The sequence below is a fragment of the Endobacterium cereale genome, assembly GCF_009617585.1.
GTDB lineage: Bacteria > Pseudomonadota > Alphaproteobacteria > Rhizobiales > Rhizobiaceae > Neorhizobium > Neorhizobium cereale.
In genome coordinates this window covers 1-24,936 of sequence record NZ_WIXI01000042.1, presented here as the reverse complement: position 1 = coordinate 24,936, position 24,936 = coordinate 1, and the positions used below count along the sequence as shown (strand labels likewise).

General features: G+C 57.1%; 22 protein-coding genes and 7 pseudogenes. 16 read left to right on the top strand and 13 right to left on the bottom strand.

What is annotated here, in order from left to right; translation table 11 throughout:
- The first annotated feature begins 25 nt into the window (after positions 1-25).
- A complete protein-coding gene (gene uxaC / locus GAO09_RS11575; RefSeq protein WP_153354166.1) occupies positions 26-1,432 on the top strand; it encodes a glucuronate isomerase in 1,407 nt (468 codons plus the stop codon).
- Positions 1,433-1,903: 471 nt separating this feature from the next.
- Here uxaC and GAO09_RS11570 read toward each other — a convergent pair whose 3' ends face one another.
- Positions 1,904-2,350, bottom strand: coding sequence for a winged helix-turn-helix transcriptional regulator (locus GAO09_RS11570; protein WP_235938055.1), 447 nt, complete (start codon positions 2,348-2,350; stop codon positions 1,904-1,906).
- A gap of 152 nt (positions 2,351-2,502) precedes the next feature.
- On the opposite strand from GAO09_RS11570, the gene GAO09_RS11565 reads away from it, so the two are divergent.
- From GAO09_RS11565 to GAO09_RS30530, 3 genes and pseudogenes are all read left to right on the top strand, one after another.
- The gene (locus GAO09_RS11565; protein ID WP_153354164.1) at positions 2,503-3,456 is read left to right on the top strand and encodes an NmrA/HSCARG family protein; all 954 of its coding nucleotides are present in this window, start codon (positions 2,503-2,505) and stop codon (positions 3,454-3,456) included.
- Between the two features lie 119 nt (positions 3,457-3,575).
- Entirely contained in the window at positions 3,576-3,974 is a 399-nt protein-coding gene (locus GAO09_RS11560; protein WP_153354163.1) for a nuclear transport factor 2 family protein, read from the top strand.
- Between the two features lie 182 nt (positions 3,975-4,156).
- Positions 4,157-4,378 (top strand): annotated as a pseudogene (locus GAO09_RS30530) (CHAD domain-containing protein); the annotation flags it as partial.
- A gap of 79 nt (positions 4,379-4,457) precedes the next feature.
- Here the strand turns inward: GAO09_RS30530 and GAO09_RS11550 are convergent.
- The 4 genes from GAO09_RS11550 to GAO09_RS30350 form a co-directional block, all read right to left on the bottom strand.
- Positions 4,458-4,628, bottom strand: a complete 171-nt coding sequence (locus tag GAO09_RS11550; RefSeq protein WP_235938054.1) for a hypothetical protein — start codon at positions 4,626-4,628, stop codon at positions 4,458-4,460.
- A 130-nt stretch (positions 4,629-4,758) separates the two neighbouring features.
- Entirely contained in the window at positions 4,759-5,247 is a 489-nt protein-coding gene (locus GAO09_RS11545) for a GlcG/HbpS family heme-binding protein (protein ID WP_153354161.1), read from the bottom strand.
- A 93-nt stretch (positions 5,248-5,340) separates the two neighbouring features.
- On the bottom strand, positions 5,341-5,922 hold the full coding sequence (locus GAO09_RS11540) for a response regulator transcription factor (RefSeq protein WP_324185543.1): 582 nt from the start codon (positions 5,920-5,922) through the stop codon (positions 5,341-5,343).
- The gene (locus GAO09_RS30350) at positions 5,919-7,688 is read right to left on the bottom strand and encodes a sensor histidine kinase (protein ID WP_153354160.1); all 1,770 of its coding nucleotides are present in this window, start codon (positions 7,686-7,688) and stop codon (positions 5,919-5,921) included. Before GAO09_RS30350 ends, GAO09_RS11540 begins: the two co-directional genes overlap by 4 nt.
- Here GAO09_RS30350 and GAO09_RS11530 point away from each other — a divergent pair.
- Positions 7,679-8,780: pseudogene (locus GAO09_RS11530) on the top strand (IS3 family transposase). The gene GAO09_RS30350 and the pseudogene GAO09_RS11530 overlap by 10 nt on opposite strands.
- 182 nt (positions 8,781-8,962) lie before the next feature.
- Here GAO09_RS11530 and GAO09_RS11525 read toward each other — a convergent pair.
- A pseudogene (locus tag GAO09_RS11525) lies at positions 8,963-10,124 on the bottom strand (site-specific integrase).
- A complete protein-coding gene (locus tag GAO09_RS11520) occupies positions 10,124-11,071 on the bottom strand; it encodes an AP2 domain-containing protein (RefSeq protein WP_153354159.1) in 948 nt (315 codons plus the stop codon). Before GAO09_RS11520 ends, GAO09_RS11525 begins: the two are co-directional and overlap by 1 nt.
- Before the next feature lie 281 nt (positions 11,072-11,352).
- Here GAO09_RS11520 and tssI point away from each other — a divergent pair, with 281 nt between their 5' ends.
- The 8 genes from tssI to GAO09_RS11480 are packed head-to-tail and all read left to right on the top strand — an operon-like array spanning position 11,353 to position 18,131.
- A complete protein-coding gene (gene tssI / locus GAO09_RS11515) occupies positions 11,353-13,758 on the top strand; it encodes a type VI secretion system tip protein TssI/VgrG (RefSeq protein WP_153354158.1) in 2,406 nt (801 codons plus the stop codon).
- The gene (locus GAO09_RS11510; protein ID WP_153354157.1) at positions 13,710-14,705 is read left to right on the top strand and encodes a DUF4123 domain-containing protein; all 996 of its coding nucleotides are present in this window, start codon (positions 13,710-13,712) and stop codon (positions 14,703-14,705) included. Before tssI ends, GAO09_RS11510 begins: the two co-directional genes overlap by 49 nt.
- Positions 14,705-15,154 carry a polymorphic toxin type 33 domain-containing protein gene (locus GAO09_RS11505; RefSeq protein ID WP_153354156.1) on the top strand — a complete coding sequence of 150 codons (450 nt, stop codon included), beginning with the start codon at positions 14,705-14,707 and terminating at the stop codon, positions 15,152-15,154. Before GAO09_RS11510 ends, GAO09_RS11505 begins: the two co-directional genes overlap by 1 nt.
- Positions 15,144-15,524, top strand: coding sequence for a DUF4279 domain-containing protein (locus GAO09_RS11500; protein WP_153354155.1), 381 nt, complete (start codon positions 15,144-15,146; stop codon positions 15,522-15,524). Before GAO09_RS11505 ends, GAO09_RS11500 begins: the two co-directional genes overlap by 11 nt.
- Before the next feature lie 16 nt (positions 15,525-15,540).
- Positions 15,541-16,491, top strand: a complete 951-nt coding sequence (locus GAO09_RS11495) for a DUF4123 domain-containing protein (protein WP_153354154.1) — start codon at positions 15,541-15,543, stop codon at positions 16,489-16,491.
- 8 nt (positions 16,492-16,499) lie between these two features.
- Positions 16,500-17,132 carry a polymorphic toxin type 15 domain-containing protein gene (locus GAO09_RS11490; RefSeq protein ID WP_153354153.1) on the top strand — a complete coding sequence of 211 codons (633 nt, stop codon included), beginning with the start codon at positions 16,500-16,502 and terminating at the stop codon, positions 17,130-17,132.
- Entirely contained in the window at positions 17,132-17,806 is a 675-nt protein-coding gene (locus tag GAO09_RS11485; protein WP_153354152.1) for a GAD-like domain-containing protein, read from the top strand. Before GAO09_RS11490 ends, GAO09_RS11485 begins: the two co-directional genes overlap by 1 nt.
- A gap of 25 nt (positions 17,807-17,831) precedes the next feature.
- The gene (locus GAO09_RS11480) at positions 17,832-18,131 is read left to right on the top strand and encodes a PAAR domain-containing protein (RefSeq protein ID WP_153354151.1); all 300 of its coding nucleotides are present in this window, start codon (positions 17,832-17,834) and stop codon (positions 18,129-18,131) included.
- A 156-nt stretch (positions 18,132-18,287) separates the two neighbouring features.
- On the opposite strand, the pseudogene GAO09_RS11475 reads toward GAO09_RS11480, so the two are convergent.
- The 6 genes and pseudogenes from GAO09_RS11475 to GAO09_RS11450 all read right to left on the bottom strand — a co-directional run bounded on the left by GAO09_RS11475 (position 18,288) and on the right by GAO09_RS11450 (position 22,240).
- Positions 18,288-19,499: pseudogene (locus GAO09_RS11475) on the bottom strand (IS3 family transposase).
- Between the two features lie 128 nt (positions 19,500-19,627).
- Positions 19,628-19,884: pseudogene (locus tag GAO09_RS30040) on the bottom strand (transposase); the annotation flags it as partial.
- A 51-nt stretch (positions 19,885-19,935) separates the two neighbouring features.
- Positions 19,936-20,092: pseudogene (locus tag GAO09_RS11465) on the bottom strand (transposase); the annotation flags it as partial.
- A 267-nt stretch (positions 20,093-20,359) separates the two neighbouring features.
- Positions 20,360-21,346: a glycosyltransferase family 2 protein gene (locus GAO09_RS11460; RefSeq protein WP_153354149.1), complete on the bottom strand. Its 987-nt coding sequence runs from the start codon at positions 21,344-21,346 to the stop codon at positions 20,360-20,362.
- Positions 21,343-21,732, bottom strand: a complete 390-nt coding sequence (locus GAO09_RS11455) for a GtrA family protein (RefSeq protein WP_153354148.1) — start codon at positions 21,730-21,732, stop codon at positions 21,343-21,345. The genes GAO09_RS11460 and GAO09_RS11455 overlap by 4 nt, the downstream gene beginning before the upstream one ends.
- A gap of 7 nt (positions 21,733-21,739) precedes the next feature.
- Positions 21,740-22,240: a Rossmann-fold NAD(P)-binding domain-containing protein gene (locus GAO09_RS11450; protein ID WP_153354147.1), complete on the bottom strand. Its 501-nt coding sequence runs from the start codon at positions 22,238-22,240 to the stop codon at positions 21,740-21,742.
- Positions 22,241-22,253: 13 nt separating this feature from the next.
- Here GAO09_RS11450 and istA point away from each other — a divergent pair, with 13 nt between their 5' ends.
- From istA to istB, 3 genes and pseudogenes are all read left to right on the top strand, one after another.
- Complete coding sequence (gene istA / locus GAO09_RS11445; protein WP_338015072.1) at positions 22,254-23,750, top strand: IS21 family transposase; 1,497 nt, start codon at positions 22,254-22,256, stop codon at positions 23,748-23,750.
- Positions 23,747-23,932 (top strand): annotated as a pseudogene (locus GAO09_RS11440) (AAA family ATPase); the annotation flags it as partial. The gene istA and the pseudogene GAO09_RS11440, both read left to right, overlap by 4 nt.
- 141 nt (positions 23,933-24,073) lie before the next feature.
- Positions 24,074-24,832 carry an IS21-like element helper ATPase IstB gene (gene istB, locus GAO09_RS11435; protein WP_153354357.1) on the top strand — a complete coding sequence of 253 codons (759 nt, stop codon included), beginning with the start codon at positions 24,074-24,076 and terminating at the stop codon, positions 24,830-24,832.
- Positions 24,833-24,936 lie beyond the last annotated feature (104 nt).

Below are 24,936 nucleotides of genomic sequence, written 5' to 3'. Positions count from 1 at the left end.
GACACATTGAGGAAAGGCAATTCCCATGAAACTGCTGGATGATGATCGCCTGCTGCCGACTGAAGAACGTCCGCGGCGTCTGGCGCGAGACCTTTACGAGCAGGTGCGCGACCTGCCGATCATCAGCCCGCATGGGCATACCGATCCACGCTGGTACGCGGAGGATGCGGCGTTCCCTGATCCGGCGCAGTTGATCGTGACGCCGGATCACTATGTCTTTCGCATGCTGGTCTCGCAGGGTGTCAGCATGGCGGATCTCGGCGTGCCGCGTGCCGATGGCGGGCCTGTCGAAACAGACGGCCGAAAGATCTGGAGACTGTTTGCACAAAACTACCATCTCTTTAGCGGCACGCCATCGCGCCTCTGGCTGGATCACTCCTTCCAGGAGGTCTTTGGCATAGACCGGCGATTGAACGCCGAGACGGCCGACTGGTATTACGACCATATCTCAGAGCGCCTTTCGCAGCCGGAATACCGCCCCCGTGCCCTGTTCAAGCGTTTTAACATCGAGGCGATCGCTACGACGGAAGCCGCGACCGATGACCTGCGCTGGCACAAGATGATCCGCGACAGCGGCTGGGACGGGCGGGTCGTGACCGCTTACCGGCCCGACAATGTCGTCGATCCAGAGATGGCGGGCTTTGCCGATAACATCATGCTGATGGGTGAGCAGACTGGTTTCGATACCGCCACCTGGCCCGGCTATCTCGATGCTCATCGCGCCCGTCGCGCCTATTTCAAACAGTTTGGTGCGACATCCTCCGATCACGGCCATGCCTCCGCCCGCACCGAGGATTTGCCACAACATGAGGCTGCCGCTTTGTTCCAAAAGGCGTTGCGCGGCGAATGCTCACCGGCCGAGGCGGATGCATTCCGTGGCCAGATGTTGACCGAGATGGCGCGGATGAGCCTCGAAGACGGCCTGGTTCTCCAGATTCACCCGGGGTCGCGCCGCAATCATTCCGCTCAGGTGATGGCGATGTACGGGCGCGACAAGGGCTTCGATATCCCCGGTCGTACCGATTATGTGACGGCGTTGAAGCCGCTGCTGGATGCGGTGGGCATGCGACCGGACTTGACGGTGATCCTTTTCACGCTGGACGAAACGGCTTATTCGCGCGAGCTTGCGCCACTGGCCGGCGCCTACCCGTGCCTGCGGATAGGCCCTGCCTGGTGGTTCTATGACAGCCCGGAAGGAATGCGGCGCTACCGCGAAGCGGTCACCGAAACGGCAGGCTTCTACAATACCGCAGGCTTCAACGATGACACCCGCGCCTTCTGCTCGATACCGGCGCGCCATGACGTCGCGCGGCGCGTGGATTGCAGCTTCCTGGCTAGCCTGATCGTCTCTGGTCGGCTCGGGGAAGATGAGGCTCCAGATGTTGCCTGCGATCTTGCTTATGGGTTGGCCAAGCGGTCCTATAAAATGTGAGGGCCGTCTACTATGCCGACCACAGTCGCGATAACACGCCGTAACATTCGGGCAACGCAGGTAAGCATTCCTCTTGTCCCGAGAAATAGCTGTCATTTGGCTCATGGTTAACCTGCCGATTTAGCGTTTCACAACGCGAAATGTGATTGGCGCAGTATACGCGTTCGCGTTCCTGCCCTTTGTGTTCCTCGACCCAGGTCCGGCACGCATTGAGGCTGAGGCAGGGCGAAAGCGCTCAGTCCGTATGAGCATTGATTCGCCATATCTTGCGGGAAGCACAACGTGCAAGTAGCGCTTCGGAGCATATGAATTCCTAAGCAAATTTGCCAGCGTTACGGCGATGGTATCGACAAACGATCGTTTGCGACAGCCGACTGATGGATCGGGGTTTCAGTTCCCATCAAGGTTAAAGGACTGCGAAGCCTCAGGCGCCGGCCTGTAGGCGTGAACGCACCGCGTCAAGTCCGCAAATCATGGCCCCTCAGTGAGAGGCGGCTCATCTGCAGCCGAGGTCCAGCGATTAGGCCCACCCGCCAAAACCTGCCTCTGCGACCTAGGTTTGCAATTTCCCGTGTCGCAGGGGATACCACACAACGCCTGAAGCCTCTCGCCCCATTCGCACATGCTGACCAGCAATGGCTCCAATGATAGCCCGAGTTCCGTGAGCTCGTATTCTACCTTGGGCGGCACCTCGGGATAGATCGTCCGGCTGATAATGCCGTCGGCCTCCAATTCCCGCAATTGAAGCGTAATCATTCGTGGCGTCGCAGCAGGAGTGAGGCGACAAATCGCGTTGAATCTCATTTTGCCCTCGAGCAAATGAAATAGAATGACCGGTTTCCAGACGCCACCAACAACCGAGATCGTCGCCTCCACAGCGCATCCCGTTTTCGATGCTGCGCGGCGCGTCCGCTTCATGGGGGTACTATCATTCATGATACTACATGCGCTCTTTGTACGTACTTATCGAGCAAGCAGCTTACCCTTATGTAGTTCGCTTGGAAAGACGGTGCACCAAAACCAGCGTGCCCGTTTCCAATGACTGAACCCACACAAGGAACTGAGTTCTGATGCCTCAAGAATTAAAACCGCTCATCTCGGTTGTCGGCGCAACCAGCAAACAGGGCCAAAGCGTTGCGGTGACGCTCCTCAAAAGCAATCGATATCGGGTCCGCGCTCTGACCAGAAACCCCGTTTCAGCGGCAGCCCGTCGTTTGGCTGATTTGGGGGCGGAAATCGTTGTCGCGCCACTCGGTCTCGGGCATCAGAAGGAACTGGTTACGGCATTTCAGGGTGCCGACGGTGCCTATCTGATGACCCCCCAGCTCGTACCGCAGGACAATGTCGAATTTGCGCTTGGCAAACAGCTTGCCGATGCGGCAGTCGAGGCCGGCGTAGGCCACATTGTTTTTTCCACTCTGGACAATGTCGACAAAATTACCGCAGGTAGAAAATTTACGCCGCACTTTACCGATAAGGCACTGGTTGCTGACTATATTCGCACTCTGCCCGTCACGCATTCGTTCGTGTCGCTCGCATTCTTCTATACAAACCTGTTGGAATATTACGTTCCCATGATGGAAGCGGATACGCTTCTCATGCCAATCTACCTGCCGGAAGACTTCCGCGCACCGTTTGTCGATCCGACAACGGCGACCGGACCGGCCGTCCTTTCGGTATTGTCAGACCCAGACACCTTTAGGGGCAAGACGCTACCGATTGTTGGCGACATCATTTCCCCTCGCGAGATGGTAGAAACGTTTCAGCGTGTAACAGGTATCAAGGCCGAGTACCGCAGCGCCTTCAAGCGTGACGAATTGCTGCATTACTTCCCTGGGTTCGGCGCCAACGACCTCCTTGTGCAGGAGCTAATCGGAATGGTCGAATATGCCGTCGAATATGGCTATTTCGGCAGGGAACACGATCTGGAATGGAGCCGGCGCTTGGACCCGGAAACGCTCTCTTGGGAACAGTTCCTTCAAACCTCGGGCTGGCGCGGCGGTAAGCATCAGCTTGGTCTTTGACAAACCTTGTTACCCAACATGGGGAAGTCTTAGAAAGTTCGGCCCTCCCGCAATTCTCGCCGCCAGCCGGCCTCTACTTAAACTCAGAAATCAGCTCCAACCAAAGATTGCGAAACGAAATGAGCGTTGAAGACAACAAGCGCGTCGTGCGCGAGTTCTGCGACCACTTCAAGAAATCGAACGCCGACGGTCTGATCAATGCAATGACAGACGATGCCACCTGGTGGGTCAACGGCAAGCCGCACCTCTTTCCGTCGTCGGGCATGAAAACCAAAGAGGAGGCAGCAAAAATGTTCCGCAACATGCTTTCAGCCTATACCGACGGCCTCGATATGCGGATCGTCAGCATCATCGGCGAAGGCGACATCGTGGCCACCGAAACTCGCTCACACGCTACGACCAGAACCGGGAAAGTGTACGAAAACGAATACGCGCTGCTTTTCACCATCAGGGACGGTAGGATCGCAAAGGTAAGGGAGTACACCGACTTGCTGCACGTCCTGGAAGTGTTCGGGTGATCAAGCCGCGCGCGCTTATGCTAGATCAGCGGACAAGTTAGGCGGCGTTAGCCCTAAGCTGCGGTTTTGGCCACGCCAAACCGTGGAAGCGCGTCTGCGGTTGGGGCGCTCGAACGAACGAGAGAGAAGCTGGAAAAGCCTGGCCGAGAACTGGCGTATGTCGATGACAAGCATGGCACGAGGCGCGCAAGGCCGCGAAAATGCTGCGTTACGCTTCTAAATTCTTCTGTTCGCTATTTTCGCATAAGAGTGGGCTCGGCGCCACAAGCGTGCCGCGGGATCAGTGGAAACGCGCAGATGAACTCGGCAGGCTTAACGACCTAGCAACGGCCCCGAAAGTTCTGGAGACGCAAGGTCTGGCCGATCTTCCAAGGGCTGATGATTTGGTTTCACACGCCGACTAGTTAAACCTCATCTGAAGAGCATAAGCGCGCTCGACGATCTGTTAGATGCAAAGCGGTTTTGGCGCTGGTGAGACTGGCCTCACGAGAGGTTCAGATCCAAGCCCAGCATCCTGCTGACGACGAAGGCGATGAGCCCGACGACGATCAGCGTCAACAGGAACGCTGCGATCATCTTGCCGCCAGCGCGTAGCGACGCTCGCCAATCCCTCTTATCCCCTTGATCGTAGTGCCATTTGACGGCGAAATACATCGCCACCCCTAACGCGACAACCTTGAAGGTAGCGAAGACTATAGGCACCCAATTCATATCGAAAACTTTCAAGCGTGAAGGCAGTCAAGGGCCCCGACCAATACAGCCGAGGCCCTCACATATCTAGGTGTTACTGGAGGCGGGTGCCAACATTCTCGATCGCTTTGTTTGCACACACTTCGTCCAGATTGCCACCCGGTGCGCCGGCAACACCTATCGCGCCGATCGTGTCCTTGCCGACCTTGATCGGAACGCCACCGGCCAGGACGAGGAAGCCCGGAATATCAGCGAGACCAGCCGCGCCGGGGTTCTTGGCCACGTTATCGGCCATTGCGCTCGTAGGGTTGCGCGATGACGCCGAGGTGAACGCCTTCTGCGTGGATGCGTTGGCGGTATGTGCACCTGCGTTTTCGGAGCGCACCAGCGCAAGCAGAACGCCGGACCGGTCAGTCACCGCTGCCGACACGTTGTAGCCGTCGCCGGTGCATGCCGAGACTGCCGCCTGGGCAATATCAACCGCGAGCGTGGTTGCGAGGCTGGTCTGCTGCACAGTGTCCTTAGCAAACGAGGGAGCCGTGACGAGCGCGCTGGCGGCAAGAGCAATCAGGAGAGTTTTCATTTTCGCAACTTTCATTCCGTTTTTGATGGCTCACAGTTTACAGGCCGCCACGACGGGGTGAATTCGCGCCGTCACCGAGAGGGATCGGTAGAATTACCGATGCGCCATGAGCCACATGCGCGTTTGCTCCGCGGCCGCCGAGGTTCCGAGTTTCGTGGCAATGCTCGCCCGATGGCTGTCGATGGTTCGAACGGACACATCGAGCGCCACGGCGATGTCCTTGCTTCCAAAGCCTTTGGACACCAGTTCGATCACTTCCAGTTCCCGCGAGGTAAGATGGTCAAGCAGCCGACTGTTCTCATGACGGACGAGAAGCTCGTCGAGTGCTGCTTCGCAGGTTGCGATCGTTTCCATCAACACATGTTCATCGACTGGCTTGGCGAGGAAATCGACCACGCCCGCTTTGAATGCACGGCGACATGCCTCGACGTCGCCGTGCCCTGTAATCATGATCGCCGGCCAGCGGATATCAAGCTCCTCAAGCTTCTTCAAAAGCTGCAGGCCACTGATGGCAGGCATCCTGAGATCGAGGAGCATGACGCCCGGTTTTGCCTTTTTCACATGGGCAAGAAGGTGAGCCGCATCGGGAAAGGTTGTAACCTCTTTTCCATAGGTAGCGAGCAGAAGCGTCATGGCCTCACGCACCGCGAGGTCGTCGTCGACGAGGTAGATCACGAGAGCTCTCCCAGTGGCAGGCGGATGGTGAAAGTGGCGCCGCCGTCATTGTGTGCTTCCAGACTGCCATCCATCCGCTCGATCAGCCTCGAAGACAGAGGCAGACCAAGTCCCATTCCGTTCGCCTTTGTGGTGAAGAACGGTTCAAATATCCGGTGGAGTGAACCCGTTTCGATGCCCGGACCATTGTCCGATACCACGATGGCAACGCCGTCACCCTCCCGCCGGGCCTTCAGGGTGATGAGAGGAGAGGGGCATCCGGCGACCGCATCCGCAGCGTTCCGGACAAGGTTGTGAATGACCTGCTGAAAGGAAACCACATCAATCGGCACGGCGGGCAGGCCCGGGGGTACGATCATGTTGAGGCCGATTGCCCGCGCGTTGATATCCGCTTCCACAAGGCGCATGGCCTCGGTGATCGCCTCATGGAGAGGGACCATTTGGATGTCGGCCGGCGCACCTGAAATATACGCCCGCATGCGCCCGAGGATATCGCCGGCGCGTTTTGCTTCGCGAACATTGGCGTCGAGTGCTTTTTCCAGGATGTCCTGGCGCCCCATGGCCAATGCTCGTCTGGCGGCCTGACTCTGGCTGAGCAATGCCGCCACCGGCTGGGCCAATTCATGGGCAATGCCGGATGCCATTTCGCCAAGGGCGTTCACCCGTCCGGCATGCGCCAGTGTCGCTTCCTGCTTCAACAGAGCCGCACGTTGTTCATGACGACGGCGCTCGGCCTTGGTTTCCAGATAAGACATGGCCAGCCAGATGACGGCTGCCCAGCCCAGGATCGGCGGGACGGCCAATCGCAACGGAACCAGTTCACCAAGGCCGAAGTTGCGGCTGACCTCCAACTGGAGTGGTTGGGTATGGCTGGTCATGGCGACCGTTGTCGTCGCGGCAAACAGCGCCTTGCCAGTGGCGCCATGCGCTGCAAGCGTTTCGTTGTCCAGTGTCAGCTTCGTGGAATAGTCGTGGGACGCCTTCTCGCCGTCCAGCAGTGCATTCGCGTCGATGCGCAGACGCAGGATGCGGCCGGGCTCGACAAGCTTGAAGAGATCGTATGCTTGCCCGTCGGGCAGGGCGCGCGTTGTAATTTCGCCGACATTGGAAAGCTTTGGCAATTCTTTGAGCGGTCGCCCGTCTTCCTCGATGGGGCCGCCAGTCTGGCCGTACCGGAAAGGTTTCGCTGCGCCGGCATCAAGACGGAACGCGGCGATGTCGATAATTCGAGGGTATCGGATCAGGATGTTTTCCGAGAGGCCCTGAAGGCTCGGCGACGGCTCGACGGGAGACATCCGAACGATCGCGCCCAATGCGCTCAGATGCGCATCGTGTTGTGCCAGTTTCTCGGCGAGAAGGGTTTCGGCGCTGCTCGCCCTTTCTGAAAGACCCTGCCGGCCCGATCGATATTCGAACGCCGCCAGCGTCAAGATCGATAGCCAACTGATCGCGATCCATATGATGGCGGCTCTGACAAGGTGAGGTTGCTCGTTTGGAAAAAGTCTCATGACACAGGATGCCGAGAGACACCCGCTCCGTGCGTGGTTGATGATTGTCAAAGCAATACTCATTGGGTGGGAGGCGGCAATCGGTAATCCTACTGTCCCCGGCTTCGGCGGGTTTGCCTCAATCACGTCACCTCGGGTCCGGATCTGTTTCGCTATATTGCTCTGATTGCTCTGATCCCCAAAAACTGGATCGTTTTTGATTGGAGTTTTTCGCACTATTTTCCCGGCTGGGAACAGGAGCGGAAACGATGAAAGCATCGAATTTTTCGGACGCCCAGAAGGCGTTCATCTTGAAGCAGGGTGATGACGGTGTGCCTGTAGCGGAGATATGCCGCAAGGCGGGGATCAGCCAGGCGACCTATTTCAATTGGCGCAAGAAGTATGCGGGCCTGCTGCCCGACGAGATGCGCCGACTGAAGGCACTGGAGGATGAGAACAGTCGGCTGAAGAAGATTGTCGCCGACCTGACACTCGACCGTGAGATGCTTCAGGACGTCATCCGCCGAAAGCTCTGAGGCCTGTCCGCAAGCGCAAGCTGATCGACGGGATGTTGGTGGATTGGGGCATATCGATCCGACGGGCCTGCCAGGCGCTGAAGTTCGACACGTCGACCTACCACTACAAGTCCCGAAGAACCGGGCAGGCCCCTCTCGAAATACGGATCAAGGAGATTTGCGAGACACGCGTGCGGTATGGCTACCGGCGTGTCCATGTCCACTTGCGCCGTAATGGATGGAAGATCAATATGAAGAAGACACGCAGGATTTACAGCGAGTTAGGTCTACAGTTGCGCAACAAGCATCCCAAGCGGCGCGTAAAGGCAAAGCTCAGGGATGACCGCCAGACAGCGGTTGGGCCAAACGATGTCTGGGCTATGGATTTCGTTCACGACCAGCTCGCAACAGGCAAAAAACTGCGTATCCTGACGGTCGTGGATACCCATTCTCGCTACTGCCCCGCCACCGACGCACGGTTCACCTATCGGGGTGAGGATGTGGTTCAGACGCTGGAGAGTATCTGCAAGGGAACTGGCTACCCCAAAACGATCAGGGTCGATAATGGCAGCGAGTTCATCTCTCGCGACCTTGACCTTTGGGCCTATGCCAACAACGTCACCCTGGACTTCTCTCGGCCCGGAAACCGGCCGATAACGGCTTCATCGAGGCCTTCAACAGCAAGCTTCGGGCCGAATGCCTGAACGCGCATTGGTTCCTGACCTTTGCGGATTCACGCGAAAAGTTGGAGACTTGGCGTCGATACTACAATGAGGATCGCCCTCATTCAGCAATCGGGTATAAGGTCCCGATTGCGATGCATAATACCGGTGGCGCAACCAGCCCGTCATCGTGATAAGAGCCGGAAAACTCCAGTTCCCGGTGATCCAAAGTTGGGGCTCAGTGCAGATCAGAGCAGTTGAAACAGACGAGGGTGCGGTAGCCGTCTTCGCCTATATCGAGGGATACATTCGCGAAACGCTGAACACCTATCCCGCGCCGGAAGCGCTACCATCGATTTGACCGTGGCGCTCGCGATCAGCTCAGCAGCCGCGCCGCCTTCCCACTGCGCCGTGTCGCACTGTTATAATAGCTCGACGCCTGCTGCACAAGACCTATGCCTCGACTGCTCCATCGCTTCCGGCAGCGGTATGCCGCGATTGGCAGCCTCGGTCAGATAACCTGACCGCAACCCGTGTGCCGAAAACTCCCCAGGCTCAAGCCCAGCAAGTTTTGCCCGCTGCTTGACGATGTCGTTGACGGATTGCGGATCGATCGTGCGTTTGGACACATTGCCCCAGCGGTCGATGGCGCGGAATATGCTGCCCGTAATGATGCGGGCCGCTTCAAGCCAGGCGTTGAGTGCCTCGACGGGCCGGCCGGTGAGATAGACAACCTCATCGTGGTCGGCATCGGATGTCTTTGTGCGTCCGAGATGAATCGTAAGAGAGAGCAGAGTGGTGCCGTCCTCGGTGGTGATCGGTGGCTCATTGGTGAGCTGTTCTTTTCGCAGTCCGGCAATCTCGCTACGCCGGCGGCCACCGGAGGCAAAGGCCACCATCAGGATAGCCCGGTCGCGGATATCGCGAAGGCTGTCGCTGCCACAGGTCGCCAACAGCTTGGCCAGAACATCACCTGTGACAGCCTTGGCACTCTTGCGTTTACGTGGTCGCGGCGTGGCCCGCACGGCAAGGCGGATTGCCGACTTGAGGGCAGGGGAGGCGAAGGCACCGGTAAGACCGCGCCATCTGCTCAGCGTCGACCACGAGGCAAGCCGCCGGCGCACGGTGTCGGGTGCGTGAGGACCGGTGGATTTCAGAAAGCGTTGGGCGCGGAGGTTTTGCTCAACGGAAACCGGCATGCCGTGATCGGGATCGGTGTTGCGTTTGTTCGGATCCCACAGGTGATGGGCGACAAATTTTAAGAGCAACGCTTCCGGCGCCGGCCAGGGCAGGGATGCGCCTGTTGCCGCCAATGACCACGCTTGCAGATAGGCAAGATCGGAGGTGAGGGCACGCAGTGTATTGTCACCCATGCCTTCATTGACCAGATGGCGAAGTGTTTCGACATCCTGATCGGTCAGCAGCTCGGCGAGTTCATCACGGCGATCGATTGGCAGGACTGCCGCAATCGTATCAAGCTCGGCCGCGCGACGGACAACGGAGGAGAGGGAGGCTGCCGGTTTGCGTTGCTGCGGCATCAGCGGATCAGCTCCACCGGCACCCAGACGGTGACGTTGAAGCCGACGGCAGGATCAAAGCTCTCCGGCGCCAGCAGGGCGTTACCATGCTCCTTTGCAAACCAGCGGGCGACGTCAGCGTTGTAGATCTCCTCGACGACCTCCCGAACCTTGCCGGCAGCGGCCAGCGCGCCACCATGCATCATCTTCACCGTGTTGACGTGTGCCAGTTTACGTTTTGCAGGAGAGCCGCCATCAGAGACGGCGACGGCCAGCCGTGCCGGCCCATAGCTTTTGACACGCACTTTCAGGCGGGGAGGGCGGTAAACATCAAAGCGCGCGTTGATCTCAGCGATGCGGGCAACGACCTCCTCCTCGCTGATTTGCACCTGCGGCGCCACATCGGCAACGACATCCAGCTGGTGGTCAAAATTCTGGCGTGTGATCTCTTCGGCATGATGGGCATAGGCCAGATGTTTGACCGGCAGCGCCTTTAGCCAGCGCATGCGCTGGGCAATCGCCATCGACTTGGCAGCCTCTTCTCCATACCGACCAATGGAAAAGCTCTCGCGTTTCTGACCCTCATTGGTCATCAGCGTTGCCTGCCAGACATCACCCTCTTCGGTCTCGACCCGGCGAACACCTGAGATGCCGCTCTTGTTATTCTTACGGATCTTAACCGCCTGCTCGAGATTGGTCGGCGGGGGCAGGGCGGTGATGACGGCATCACGATAGGCACGTGCCTGGGCGTAAGCCGCTTCGGACGATCCGTAGATGCTATCCTTGAACAGCCGCACGATCTTTTTGGCCCTTCGGCGGATCGCCACTGTCCAGCCGCCGCCTCGCCGCTCGTTTGGTTCCTCACGGTTCAGCGCATAGGTGTCGGCATCATCTGCGGGTGGCGCGATCGTTTGCCTGTCGTCTTTTTTCCTGGCCAACTGTTCGCCCGCCTGTCTGCCTTGCCTCATGCCGCACCCCAAGCCGATCCCGGATCGATCGAGGCACGGCACCAAAGATGCCGGTCTTGCCGATTTTTGCAACAGACAATGCCCTCTTTCTCCAGCCGCTTTTGCAACTGCAGGGCCCCGTAAATTCCCCCTATCTGCAAAACCATGCCCATTCAGGGTTGACCTCACGGATCCGGGCTCTAGTTTTTGCCGCGATTAAGACGTGCATTTTTTTGCATCACCGGATCCAGCCTTTGCTTCCTGTGGTGCTTTTCTTGGTTTTCAGATTGCCGGAGCCGACCATGGACAACGCATCTTCCGCCGCTGATTTCATCCAGGCGAGCCGTATCCTGAAAATCAACTCCCCGCTGGGTGAAGACCAGCTTCTGCCCGAGCGCGTGACGATCGAGGAAGGCATATCCTCGCTGTTCGAGATCCGCCTCGTTGCACGCACAAAAAAAGTGCAGATCAAGCCAGAAGAGCTGATCGGCCGGCTGCTAGACGTCTCGGTGGAGGTCCAGCAGGGTGACGGCGAAGAGGGATCGGCTGTCCGCCGTCCGTTCAACGGTCTTGTTACCCAGTTGAACGAAGGCCCACCGATCACCCGTGGCCTGCGCTCCTATGCGATGGTGCTGCGCCCGCAGATGTGGCTGCTGACCCGTCGTTCCGACTGCCGCATCTGGATGGACAAGACGGCGGTGGAGATCGCCGAGGCTTTGTTTTCCGAACACGGCATTCCGGCACCGGACACATCGGGCGTGATTACATCGCCAGCCAAACAGCATTACTCCGTTCAATGGAACGAGACGGATTTCGCTTATTTATCAAGGCGTTTCGAGGAGGACGGGCTGTTCTACTGGTTCAGCCACGAGGACGGCAAACACAAGCTGCACGTGGCCGACACTGCCAATGGCTGGCTTGGACCGTCGCTGTCTGCACAAGGCGAGGGCAGGGTGCGCCTGGCACAGGGTTCGTCCGATCGCAACCATATTAACGAATGGGCACGACAGTTTTCTTACGTACCGGGCCAGCGCGCAGGTGCCGACTGGAATTTTGAAACGCCCCGTCTGGTGCCGGGCACGATGACACCGTCGCTGGTGCAGATGCCGGATGCAACAAAGCGCGAGCTTTACGAATACCCGGCTCGCATCTCCTCTGTGGCAGAGGCAGAGCGTGCGCAAAAACTCAGGTCGCAGGCGTCTGAAGCCGACCATGACCGGGTTTACGGTGCTTCGACATCCCGCATCATCGAGACCGGCCGACGCTTCACGCCCTACGAGGTCGCTCATCCTGATCATGCCTACGATGAGCACGTCGTCATTAAGTTGGTGCAGACGGTGGTGGATCGTTCCTACGAGACCAATAGCAACGAGCCGGAATATCGCAACGAGTTCGAAGCCGTTCCCTCCCGAGTGCCGATGACACCCCATCGCGAAACCAAGCGCCCGCGTATCGAAGGCACGCAGGTGGCGATCGTTGCCGGACCTGAGGGTGAAGAAATCCACCCAGACCAGTATGGCCGCATCAAGGTATGGTTCCCATGGGACCGCAAGGCCAAGAAAGACGGTTCCGATACCTGCTGGGTGCGCGTGGCACAAAGCTGGGGTGGCGGCACCTGGGGTGCACAGGTCATTCCTCGCATCGGCATGGAGGTGATGATCGCCTATGTCGATGGTGATCCGGACCGGCCGCTGGTGACAGGCGTCGTGCCGAATCCTAGCAATTCTGTTCCTTACGACCTGCCAGCCAACAAGACGCGCATGGTCATGCGCTCGAACACGCACAAGGGCCAGGGCTTCAACGAAATGACGTTTGAGGACGAGGCGGGCCAAGAGAATATGTTCTTCCACGCTCAGAAGGACCAGACGACGCGGGTTCTGAACGACCGGACCAAGCGCATCGACCGGCACGAAGTATCGGCAATTGGCTCGAACCGCACGGTGGAGGTCGGTGGCAACCAGAAGCATGAAGTCGGTGGTTCCATGAACACCGTTGTCGGCGGAACTGGACCGATGGCGATGGCACTGATGGGAGCCGTGCAAAGCATGGCGGGGCAGACTTCCGGTTTGCTCTCGCAAGCGGCTCAACTCGCAGGCGGCGGCGGTCCGGGGGTCGCAGCCTTCGCTGGCACGCTTGCATCATCTGCTCTCGGCTTTCTCGGCGCAGGCGGTCTCGGCAGCCGGCAAGGTGTTGTTGCTGGTTCCAGCCCGCGTGCGGATGCCGGCACCGCGCTTGCCGGATCTGGCACCGGTGTTGGCGACGCTGCATCCGGCCTCTTCCCATTGCCAGGCATCATGAACACCATTGTCGGCTCATTCCAGTCCACCAGCGTCGGGGTCGCCAAGGCCGAGCAGATCGGCGTGAGCAAGGTAACCAATATCGGCCAGACCGAAATGAGACAGGTCGGCAAGGAACAGCATGTTTCTGTCGGCGAAAAAATTTCCGTCGATGTCGGCAAACTTTACAACCTCGTCTCCGGCGAAAAATACCACGGCGAGGCAAAGGTGTGGGAAATCTTTGCCGATGAGGAGATCAGGCTGTCCGCGCCGGGAGGGTACATTTCTATAACGAAGAAGGGGATAAAACTTTACGCTCTTAAGATCGACGTCGAAGGAAACCGCATCAATTTCAAGAAGGGCGGACCGGGTAAAGGCGCGTCTTGCCTGAAAAAGATGTCGCAATCGTCCACACCATTCGTACGCGTGTGATTGCCATGCAGGACACTGACATCGATTGCACTGAGAGAGAGCTCGACTTGGGCGCGTTTCTGGAGGCGCTCAATACGCTTTCCGGGCCTCTTTTCGCGGTGATGGACGGCGGCCATTTCGATGACCTGGAAGATGAACTGGCCGATCTCGGCATTCACAGCCGGTCGCTGTTTTTGCGCGGTGGCAGCGAGGAGATGCGGCGTGACGGCCCATGGCTCGTGGATCTTGATGAGGAAAAGATACGCTCGCACGTCGCTGAACTGGCCATGGCAAAACCCTGTGCCGTCTTTTGGTCGTGCGCAGCTGGCGGTAATGTTCTCTGGCAGCATCTACGCACGATTAACCAGATACTGGTTCCCGACAGTCGTATTGCCCGCAACACAGGTGAAGGCGATAGGTCGATTTACTATGAACGGGTGTTGTTCCGGCACTGGGACCCGAATGTTGTGGGAACCTTCATATCGAAATTTGACGGTCCGCAACTCGCGCGGTTTTTTGGCCCTGGCGATGCAATCATCGTCAATGCGGTGAACTACGGTGGTTTCAAGCGCGCCGTTCGTCCGGCCAATCTGCCGCCGACCGAAAAGGGGGCATTGCGGATAGATCCGGAGACACTTCGCTCCATCGAGAGCGGTCGTCATGATCACCATGTGCATCGTATTTCAAATTATCTGCGAAGTGCTGCACCCGATCGCACTCGGCAAATACCCGATCCGGAACTCCACAGGCTCACACACTCCTACATGCAGGAAGCCAAAGCTTATGGCGTCTTGTCAGAAGCGAACATTGGTCGATGGTGCTACATGCAGGTCGTAGCAGGGGGCAAGCTTAAGCATAATGCCGACGTCATTTCTTTCATGACGGTGCGCGACCCCTCGTTTACGCCTGACATGCGGGTGAGAATTCTTCTCCGTGAAGCTCAGAAACATGCGCGAGGGGCCTCCTGATGGTTGCTTTTGCTGCATTCGCCATACCGCCTGCCGTGGTAGCTCTGGGAAAGGCTGTCGCCTTTGTCGGTTCAGCGATGGGGTTTGCCTATGGAGTAAGCGAAGGCATCAATGCGATGTCCTCAGACGATCAGAACGCCGATAAAAAGGCGGAGGAACAGCTTAGCTCAGGCCCAATTGCCGATACATGTCCGACCGGCGATTGCCCAATTCCACCGGAAGACGATGATGATGAGCAGAAGGGGAAAGACGCCAAGCGGATGTCTAAAAAGGAGCTGGATCGAGCTGCCAAAAATAACGATTTCAAAGATGCGCATGACTTGAAGAACGAATACGGCCTAGACTCGAAATACGACATTTTCGTCGACAGGAAGGGCGATATGTATTTTGGACCGAGGCAAGGGACGGGGACCCCACAATCAATGGGAATAAACATCAATGGCTTCTAGTATCAGAATTGATTTCAGCCTTTTCGATACCGCTCAACACCCGAGAGAAGTGACACAACTCTTGGGCATCAAGCCAGACAAGGAGGTGGGCAAAGGCGAAAGAAATGAAAAACTGTCATTGCCCAGGCAGAGCATATGGTCGCTGATGTCAAGCGAAGGTGATATGGATGTCGAGCACTATTGGAAAGAAATATATTCGAAGCTTGGTCCTGTTGTTGAAGATGTCGAAGCCGTATCTGCGTCCGCGACTTCGAGAATAACGATAATAATAAACGTCGATGGACGTCTTCCTTCTGTAATAATACCGCCTTCTATGTCTTTTTTTGCTTCAAAAATTGGCGCGAATATCGATATAGATTATTACGAGTGAGAGAGGAGTGCTCCTCTTGCAGGATGATGAATACGCCAATTCACAAGTTTCAGAAGCCTTTGTGCTTGGCTTCAGTGCAAATCTTGACAGGCTGCCCGCACCGCTTTTTGCGGTCCTTGACGGCGGCTGTTTCGAGGATCTGGAAGACGATCTCGAGCAGGCGGGTATCGCCTGTCAGTCTCTGTTTCTAAGCGGTGGCGACCGCGAGATGCGTCGGGATGGTCCCTGGCTTGTCATGCTCCGCGATCGCAGAATTCGCGAACATATCGAATCGCTGGCACTTGAGGCGCCGTGTGCGGTGTTCTGGTCCTGTCCCGATGGCGAGCAGAAACTCTTGCGGCACCTGAGAGCGATCAACCAAATACGCATTCCCGACCAGAATGCGACGGATAAAGATGAGCGCCACGGAAAACCGTTGAGATACGAACGCGTTCTTTTCCGTCACTGGGATCCAACCGTGTTGTCGCATCTGCTTCCGATCCTGTCGCCCGAACAACTCGCACGCTTTTTCGGTCCGGCCCCTGCGATCCTGTTCAACACCGGGGAAGAGAGAGTGAAACGCGCGGTGCGTTCAGTTTCGCTGCCGCCGCCTCTGCCCGGGCCGTTGACGCTGACAATAGAGCAGATCGATCAGCTTCAGCAGGCAATCGACAACAGTAGCACTTCTGCCATCGCGAACTATCTGCGTGATGCGGCGCCGGATGTGGTCAGCGATCTCGATGACATCGAACTCCAGGCGCAAATCGATAAGGCCCGTAAATCCGGCAACCGGATCGGCCTGCATACGGATGAGGATCTTGGTGACTGGGCCTTCCTTTATGTGGCCAGCAAGGGAGAGGTAACACTCGACCGTAAGCTCATAAACTACGTCAGGTCGGGGGAAGGTGGAGATCGCCGTGATCTGAAACGTACACCGGCGCAGCGGCTTCGCAAGGCGATAGAAGCTGCCGCAGCAACCGAGGGATAGAGATACCAATGGCTGCACCTGTTGTTATTGTCGGCGCGATACTTGTGCGCCTCGCGGCAAAAAAAGTGCTCAAGCAGTATCTGAAGAACCAATCCAAGCAGACGTTGAAACGTCTCGGCAAAAGGGGCGGGAAGATCTGCAAAAATTGCAAGCAGCGGGTTAAATGCTTCAAAAAAGGCAAGAAAGGCACAGATGAAGAGCTGGATCGTCAGCTCGAAATGCAGGAAGCCGCGCTCAATAACCTGACGCCTGATGAACTGGAAACCGCGCTCAAGAATTTTAAGGGCAGACCAAGTGACGGTAATGCTCGCGCCGGGGAAAGAGCGAAGGCGAGTCGCGAGCTGGAACGCATGCTGGATAACGAATTGCGCCAAGGAGGAGTGGGCGCTGCAGAGCGTGACCGGGTTGTCAAAAGCGAGGTCAGCCGGATGATGAAAGGCATGGATGCCCTGCATACGCTCGACTGGGCTGGTGGCGGCGACGGCTCCATGTCGGGTGTCGGGCCTAAAAGTGAAAACCGCTCCATAGGCGGCAGCTGGTCCAGTCGCCGGCAAGAATTGCTGGACATGGCGCAGGATGCGAAGAAAAGTGGGGCGGAAAACATGAGTATCAAATTGCAGCGGTGCAAGCCGGGAGTCTGATGAATATGCATGAGGATTTTGAGTACCTTCTTTCCAAAAACGGTGCGTTTTCCGACCAGCGGTCGGTCGACGATGACACCTTGGCTTCGCTGCAGAGTGCATTCCCGGAGGAATTCCTGCAGTTCTGGAGAGAGGCAGGTCTAGGAGTCTGGCGGCAGGGCCGATTCCAATTCTGCAATCCTCATGACATGGCCGAGCTCAGCGAAAAGATTTTCGCTGGAGATCCAGATTTCACACCGGATCGAACATTTATTTATGGCTATGGCGCAACGGGGCGACTGTTTGTCTGGAATGCGGATTGGAATGAGACGTTTGAAATCGATCTTCCGCGCCTTGAGGCGACGGGCCTGATAAACAGAAACAAGAAATCAGAAGGCATGGGGGTGCTGGTTAGTTCGGTCCTCTACCTTGACAATGACTTCTACGATCTTCTCGACCCGGCAACCGAAAAATTTGTCCTTTCGAAATTCCTGAAGACACATGGGGCGTTGAAGTTCGGCGAAGTTTATGGCTACTTTCCTGCGCTTGCGATGGGCGGCAGCGGCGCTCTTGATAGTTTGAAAAAAGTCTCGGCGATTGAGCATTTTCATCTCCTTGCCGATTTGGGCCCAATCCGTCTTAGCCGTGTAGAAGACGGTGGCAGCGAGTTTGTGCGTGAACTCGGTCGCCAATAACGCGTGATCTTCCAGGAGGCTGGTTATGGGCAGTTTTGTCACACTCAAAGGCCACATGCATATCTGCCCGATGGTGGCCCCCGGACCACGTCCGCATGTGGGCGGTCCGGTTGTCTCGACGGCACAGAATTTCGTCTGTGTCGAAGGCGTGCCGGTAGCGACTGTCAACGACAAGTGCATTTGCACTGGCGTGCCGACCACGGCCGGCATTACCGGTGGTTCTTCAATCGCAAAGATCAATGGCAAGAAGGTAGCGCGGATAGGGGACGCCTGTGAACATGGCGGGCGGCTCGTTCAGGGCGTGCCATGGATCACATTTGAGTAGGTGTTGAACGGGTGCCATCAAACGCTACGATGGAGGTCAACCAAACTGAAGCGGGAATTAGCTGACCACCGATAAGCAGTGCTTATCGGTGGTTAAACCCCAACCCGCAATCATACTATTTGGCTGGAGTGCCCCCCATTTTGCCGGACAAATCGGCTAGTTTGATTTAGCCCTGATGAACTGCCGAGGGGAAGCCATCTTGAGCGCGGAATGGGGATGGATTTCGTTGTAGTCTTCGATCCATCCGTCGATGAGTCGGAGCGCCGTTTCGGCGTCTGGCAGAGCTGATATGCGCACGTAATCCCCTTTCAGGGTTTTGACGAATGCCTCTGACATTCCGTTCGACTGGGGGCTGGCGACCGGCGTGAAGCATGGCGTCAGATTGAGCGCCTGGGCAAACAGCCTCGTGTCCCGCGCTGTGTAGGCTGAACCATTGTCAAAGAGATGCTCGATAGCATGCGGGACTCGGGTTGCATGGAAGCGCTTCTCGACTGCTTCCAGCATCATGTCGCGCACATCCGAGCCGGAGATGCCTGCATTTGCGACTGCCGCCCAAGCGATGATCTCGCGGTCGAAGGTGTCGAGATGAAGGCGAGACGAATGACCTCGCCATCCCAGCAGGTGAACTCCAGACCGTCCGAGCACCAGCGCAAGTTGGAGCGCATGACCATGACCTTGCCGTTGTCGAGGCGGCCATTGCGAACGGCCGTATGCTTCTCCAGCAGCATGGCGTGGTTGCCCATGATGCGATGAACCCGTTTTGCGTTGACGACAGGCTTATCGGCGGATCGCCTTTCGCGATTGAGGAGCACGGCGATCCGCCGATAGCCATAGGTTGACCTCTGATCCACCAGCCTGCGAATGATCGGCAAAAGGTCTGCATCCTCGACCTTGTTGTATGGCCCACGCGACTTTGATTTATCTTTCAGCCGCTCGATGAGGTTGGATCGGGAGATGCCCAACGTCTCTGCGACGGTCTTCATCGGGAACCATCCTTCGGCAACAAGATCGGCCGCGATATCCGTTTTTTTGAGTCCGCTTTGGAAAGTGCTTCACGGAGGATTTCGACCTCCATCGTCTTGCGGCCGAGCATACGCTCCAACTCGCGGACGCGATCCTCCAGCTTCTTTACTTCCGAATTGCCGACAACCGGCTCGTCAGAATCCACGGCTGCAGCACCTCCCTCGCTCAAAAGCCTGCGCCACCAGTAAAGCAGTTGGGCGCAACGCCGTGACGATGAGCGGTCGAAGATACCGTCTCGCCTGGTTCGAAACTCTGTTCGATGATCGTCACCTTTTGCTCGGTTGTCCAACGCCTGCGGCGAACATCACCAATCAGCAATTCAACGCGTCGATACGCGTTGGATATAAACCTGTCCTCAAGCCTGTGCTTGAGCCTTTCTGCTTATGCCGACTGTCCGGGTGAAAGTGCGGCCAGTTCATTGGCGAACCACAACATTCAGATAGAGTTCCTGCAAGAAGTCGTTTACCATAAAATTTCAGAATATCCCGCTCCTGACGCAAAACCTCGTTCTCGCGCCGCAGCCGTTTGAGTTCATCTGCCATATCCTCATCGCCTTCGCGACGGCGGGTTCATCCATGATGGCATCCCGGTTGCAGCTGAGCCGCCACGTCAACGTCGACAATCCCATCCCCAGATCATCAGCAATCTAGCGCCGCGTGCGGCCGCTAGTTTCGGCAAGGCGAACGGCTTCGCGCTCGAAGTCCTTCGTAAAGGGCACTCTCTTCATCATTACGGCTTCCCTTCAACTGAAGCAAACCTCTCCACTTTTCCGAAGCAAGTCCAGATTGGGCGCAACGCCATGGCGGCTAGCGGTCGAAGATACCGTCTCGCCTGGTTCGAAACTCTGATCAATAATTGTCAGCTTCTGCTCGGTTGTCCACCGCCTACGGCGAACATCACCCGTCAGCAATTCAAACGTGTCGATACGCGTGAGACATAAGCCTGTGCTGATGCCGACTGTCCGGGTGAAATGGGGGGCAGTTCAGGTTCTGATCAATGACGGTTGGTATTAGCCGGTTGGTGCAATAGCCAGAACACCCTTTCCGCCACCCTTGCCATGCAGTCAAGATTGTCTGATGTATAGGCCGCTCCTAGATCTGTCGGAGTGTTCGAACCTCGAGCGGCAGCTTCCAGTTATGCTTCGGGCACCCGCTGGGATTGAATGTCGGTCCGATCGCGCAGCTTAACTCTCTAATTGGCCCAAGCTATTCGATCAATTCCAAAGACCGATTGCTGCTTTTCGGCGAGTACTTTTCATCTATGTTCAATCGCTCGCGCTCTACGACCAAAGGGCGCTTTCGGACTTGCGAGTGTATTGAGGTGACGTATTCTCCCAGCATACCGATAAATGCTAATTGTATTCCCGAGAGGAAAAATATTGATGCTATGATTGTCGCTGTCCCTCTTGGTGCAGGAGTGGGAAAGAACAGGAACATTGAAATAGAGAATAATGCGTATGCGATGCATATCGCTGCAATCGTGAAACCCAGATAGATGCACAATCGCATGGGTGCATTCGTGAACGAAAATATCCCATTGAGGGCTTGATCGATAAGGCGAGGAAAGTTGTTTTTCGAAATGCCTCGTTTACGTTCGCCCCACGTATAAGGAACAATAAGACGCTTGAACCCGACAGAGGCAATGATCCCTCGCACATAGGGGTAGTGGTCATCATATTGCATGATGGCATCCCAAACCTTGCGGTCTATTAACTGGAACTCGCCCACATTTGGCGTTATTTCGAAATCGGACAGCGAATTGACGAGATGATAGAACACAGATCGGCACTTGCGTAGCAGCCAGGTCTCTTCCCGCACGGCCCTTGCGCCCGCAACGACTTCAATTCCCTGCTCCCAATAGCGCACGAATTCTGGAATGAGTTCCGGCGGGTCCTGCATATCCACCGGCATGAACACGACCACCGCATCGCCCGTAGCGTATCGCAATCCGTTGAAGAGAGACCGAAAGGGGCCAAAGTTGCGAGAGTTCAAAATGACCTTCACGCTCGCATCGGCCGCAGCAATTTCCCGTAATATGTCGACTGTCCCGTCGCTGGAGGCGTTATCCGCAAAAATATGCTCCAAACGATAATCGGGCAAATGCTCCGCAAAGATCGCTTTCAGACGTTCATAGCAAAGACGGACATTCTCTACTTCATTATAAGCAGGTGAAATCACCGAAATGGTTTTCATGGCTGTGCTTCCCGAAAGACATAAATCCGCATGATGGCAAACGCGCCCAGCGTGGTAAATGGAAGAATGGCGGCTTGAGACAGAAATGGATCTGCGCCAGTGGCGATCAGCAGTCTCAATACAAGAGCATTGACAAGATAGATGATTACATAGGTCAAAGCAAAACGGCCGATCAAACGATTGTCTCTGTTACGAAAGACAAGTCGAGCCGTTGTAAAAAAATTAAACACGACTCCGAGAACCGTTGCACCAAGGAGGGCAAGTTCTGGCAACATCCCGACATATACGAGCAGGAAATAGAAGCCATAACCGAACACCGTGTTAAGCACTCCGACAAAGCCGAAACGCACCAAGCGAACTAGGCGTAAAGGCTTCACAGAAAACATGGCAGCCTCACGGTAGGCGCGCTTTGTGCCAATCGGCTGTCAGACGCAAGCCCTCATCAATACTGACACTTGGCGAAAACCCTGTCAAAGACGTGAGCCGTGTTATATCGGCCTCCATATGCCAGACTTGGTTGGCACTATGTGGAACTTCCCCAAATACCAGATTCATGTCTGGAGCGATGATATTCCGAATGGTTTCTACGATGGTCCTGACCGAAACGGGGCGACCGGAACCAAGATTGAAGATCCCCTGGGCCGCGGCATGTTCGGCGACAGAAAGAACGGCTTGGCCGACATCGTCTATAAATAGATAGTCCGCGAGCTGACGGCCGCTTGTTGTTTGGGGCCTGTCGCCGCGAATCATCTTCTCAATTAGCGACGGGATGAGCCAATTTGTGAGAGCGGCGGTGCAAAAGTCTGCCACGGTAACGGCGCGATAATCACGCCGTAGGGGCGGAGTAAAATCCGGCCACCTATCTTCCTTCTGCATTGGAAGCAGGAGGGACAAGGGGATCTACACCGTGGAATTGTATCTCAAGGTTCGCTTGGCCGTGTCGGAGGGGATGACCCGGCGTCAGGCTGCAAAGCATTTCAACATATCTCGCGACAGCGTTGCTAAGATGTTGTCGTATTCGACGCCGCCGGGCTATCAGCGTCAGTTGCCGATCCGGCGGCCGAAGCTGGATGCGTTCGTCTCGACAATTGATCATTGGCTCGATGAGGACGTGAAGGTGCCGCGCAAGCAGCGCCACACGGCCAAGCGGGTGTTCGACCGGCTCCGGGACGAGCGCGGCTTCACCGGTGGCTACACGATCATCAAGGATTACATGCGCGAGCGGGATCAGCGTCGCCAGGAAGTGTTCGTGCCGCTGGCTCACCCGCCGGGCCATGGGCAGGCCGACTTCGGTGAGGCGATGGTGGTGATCGGCGGCGTGGAGCGGAAAGCCCACTTCTTTGTGCTGGATCTGCCGCATAGCGACGGCTGCTATGTCCGGGCTTATCCCGCGGCAGTATCGGAGGCCTGGGTCGACGGCCACATCCATGCGTTCGCGTTCTTCGGGGCCGTGCCGCAGTCGATCGTCTACGACAACGATCGCTGCCTCGTGGCAAAGATCCTGCCTGATGGAACACGCAAGCGCGCGGCGCTGTTCAGCGGCTTCTTGTCCCATTACCTGATCCGGGATCGTTATGGTCGTCCGGGAAAGGGCAACGATAAAGGGAATGTCGAGGGTCTCGTCGGCTATAGCAGGCGCAACTTTATGGTCCCGATCCCACAGTTTCCAACATGGGAGGCGTTCAACGTCTGGCTGGAAGAGCAATGCCGCAAGCGCCAGAGCGACAGGCTACGCGGCGAGAGCGGGACGATCGGGGAGCGGCTACAACGGGATCTGGCTGCCATGCGCATGTTACCGGCATCGCCTTTCGATGCGTGCGACCAGGCCGGCGTCAAGGTAACAGCCCAGTCGCTCGTTCGCTACAAGACCAACGACTATTCCGTGCCGGTCGCCTACGGCCATCAGGATGTCTGGGTCCGGGGTTATGTCGACGAAGTGGTGATTGGCTGCCGTGGCGAGATCATCGCCCGCCATCCCCGGAGCTGGGAACGGGAAGACGTCATCTTCGATCCTGTGCATTACCTGCCGCTGATCGAGCAAAAGATCAATTCGCTGGATCAGGCAGCGCCTCTCCAGGGGTGGGACTTGCCAGAGGAATTCGCCACGCTGCGCCGGCTGATGGAAGGCCGCATGGCAAAGCATGGCCGACGTGAGTACGTGCAGGTTCTCCGTCTTCTGGAGAGTTTCGACCTTACGGACCTGCATGCGGCGGTGAAGCAGGCCCTGCAGCTCGGAGCTATCGGCTTCGACGCCGTCAAGCACCTGATCCTATGCCGGGTGGAGCGCCGGCCGCCTCGACTGGACCTGTCTATCTATCCCTACCTGCCGAAGGCGACGGTCGAGACGACATCGGCGAAGGCGTACATGCGCCTCCTGTCATCGGATGCGGGAGAAGCGGCATGAGTACCGAAGCACCAGAGATCCTGCTTGCCCACTATCTCAAGACGCTTAAGCTGCCGACCTTCCAACGCGAGTACCAGAAGCTGGCCCGGCTATGCGCCACAGAGGGTGCCGATCATGTCGGATACCTGTTCCGGCTTTCCGAAAGGGAGATGATCGAACGGGATCGCCGCAAGGTCGAGCGCCGCATCAAGGCGGCCAAATTCCCCGTCGTCAAAAGCTTGGACAGCTTCGACTTCGCCGCCATCCCCAAGGAAGGCGACGGTCGAGACGACATCGGCGAAGGCGTACATGCGCCTCCTGTCATCGGATGCGGGAGAAGCGGCATGAGTGACGAAGTGCCCGAGATCCTGCTCTCCCATTATCTCAAAACCCTCAAGCTCCCGACCTTCCAGCGCGAGTACCAGAAGCTGGCCCGGCTATGTGCCACCGACGGCGTCGATCATGTCGAATACCTGTTCCGGCTTTCCGAAAGAGAGATGATCGAACGGGACCGCCGCAAGGTCGAGCGCCGTATCAAGGCGGCCAAATTCCCCGTCGTCAAAAGCCTCGACAGCTTCGACTTCGTAGCCATCCCCAAACTCAACAAGATGCAGGTGCTGGAACTGGCCCGATGTGAGTGGATCGAGCGACGCGAGAACGTCATCGCTCTCGGGCCAAGTGGCACGGGCAAGACGCATGTCGCACTCGGTCTCGGCTTGGCCGCATGCCAGAAGGGCATGTCCGTCGGCTTCACCACGGCCGCCGCCCTGGTCAGCGAGATGATGGAGGCACGTGATGAGCGGCGTCTTCTTCGCTTCCAGAAGCAAATGGCTGCATACCAGCTTCTCATCATCGATGAGCTGGGCTTCGTGCCGCTGTCGAAGACCGGCGCGGAGTTGCTGTTCGAGCTAATCTCGCAACGATACGAACGCGGAGCCACCCTGATCACCAGCAATCTACCGTTTGACGAATGGACGGAAACCTTGGGTTCCGAGCGTTTGACGGGCGCACTGCTCGATCGCATCACCCACCACGTAAACATCCTCGAGATGAACGGCGACAGCTATCGTCTCGCCCAAAGCCGCGCCAGAAAGGCCGGCTAAACCCTCCGTGAAAATCGCCACGCACGCATGAGACCCCCGCTCGGGCTACGCCCTCCCGGAGGTCTCATGCGTGCGCCGATAGTGGCCTGGTTTTACTCCGCCGC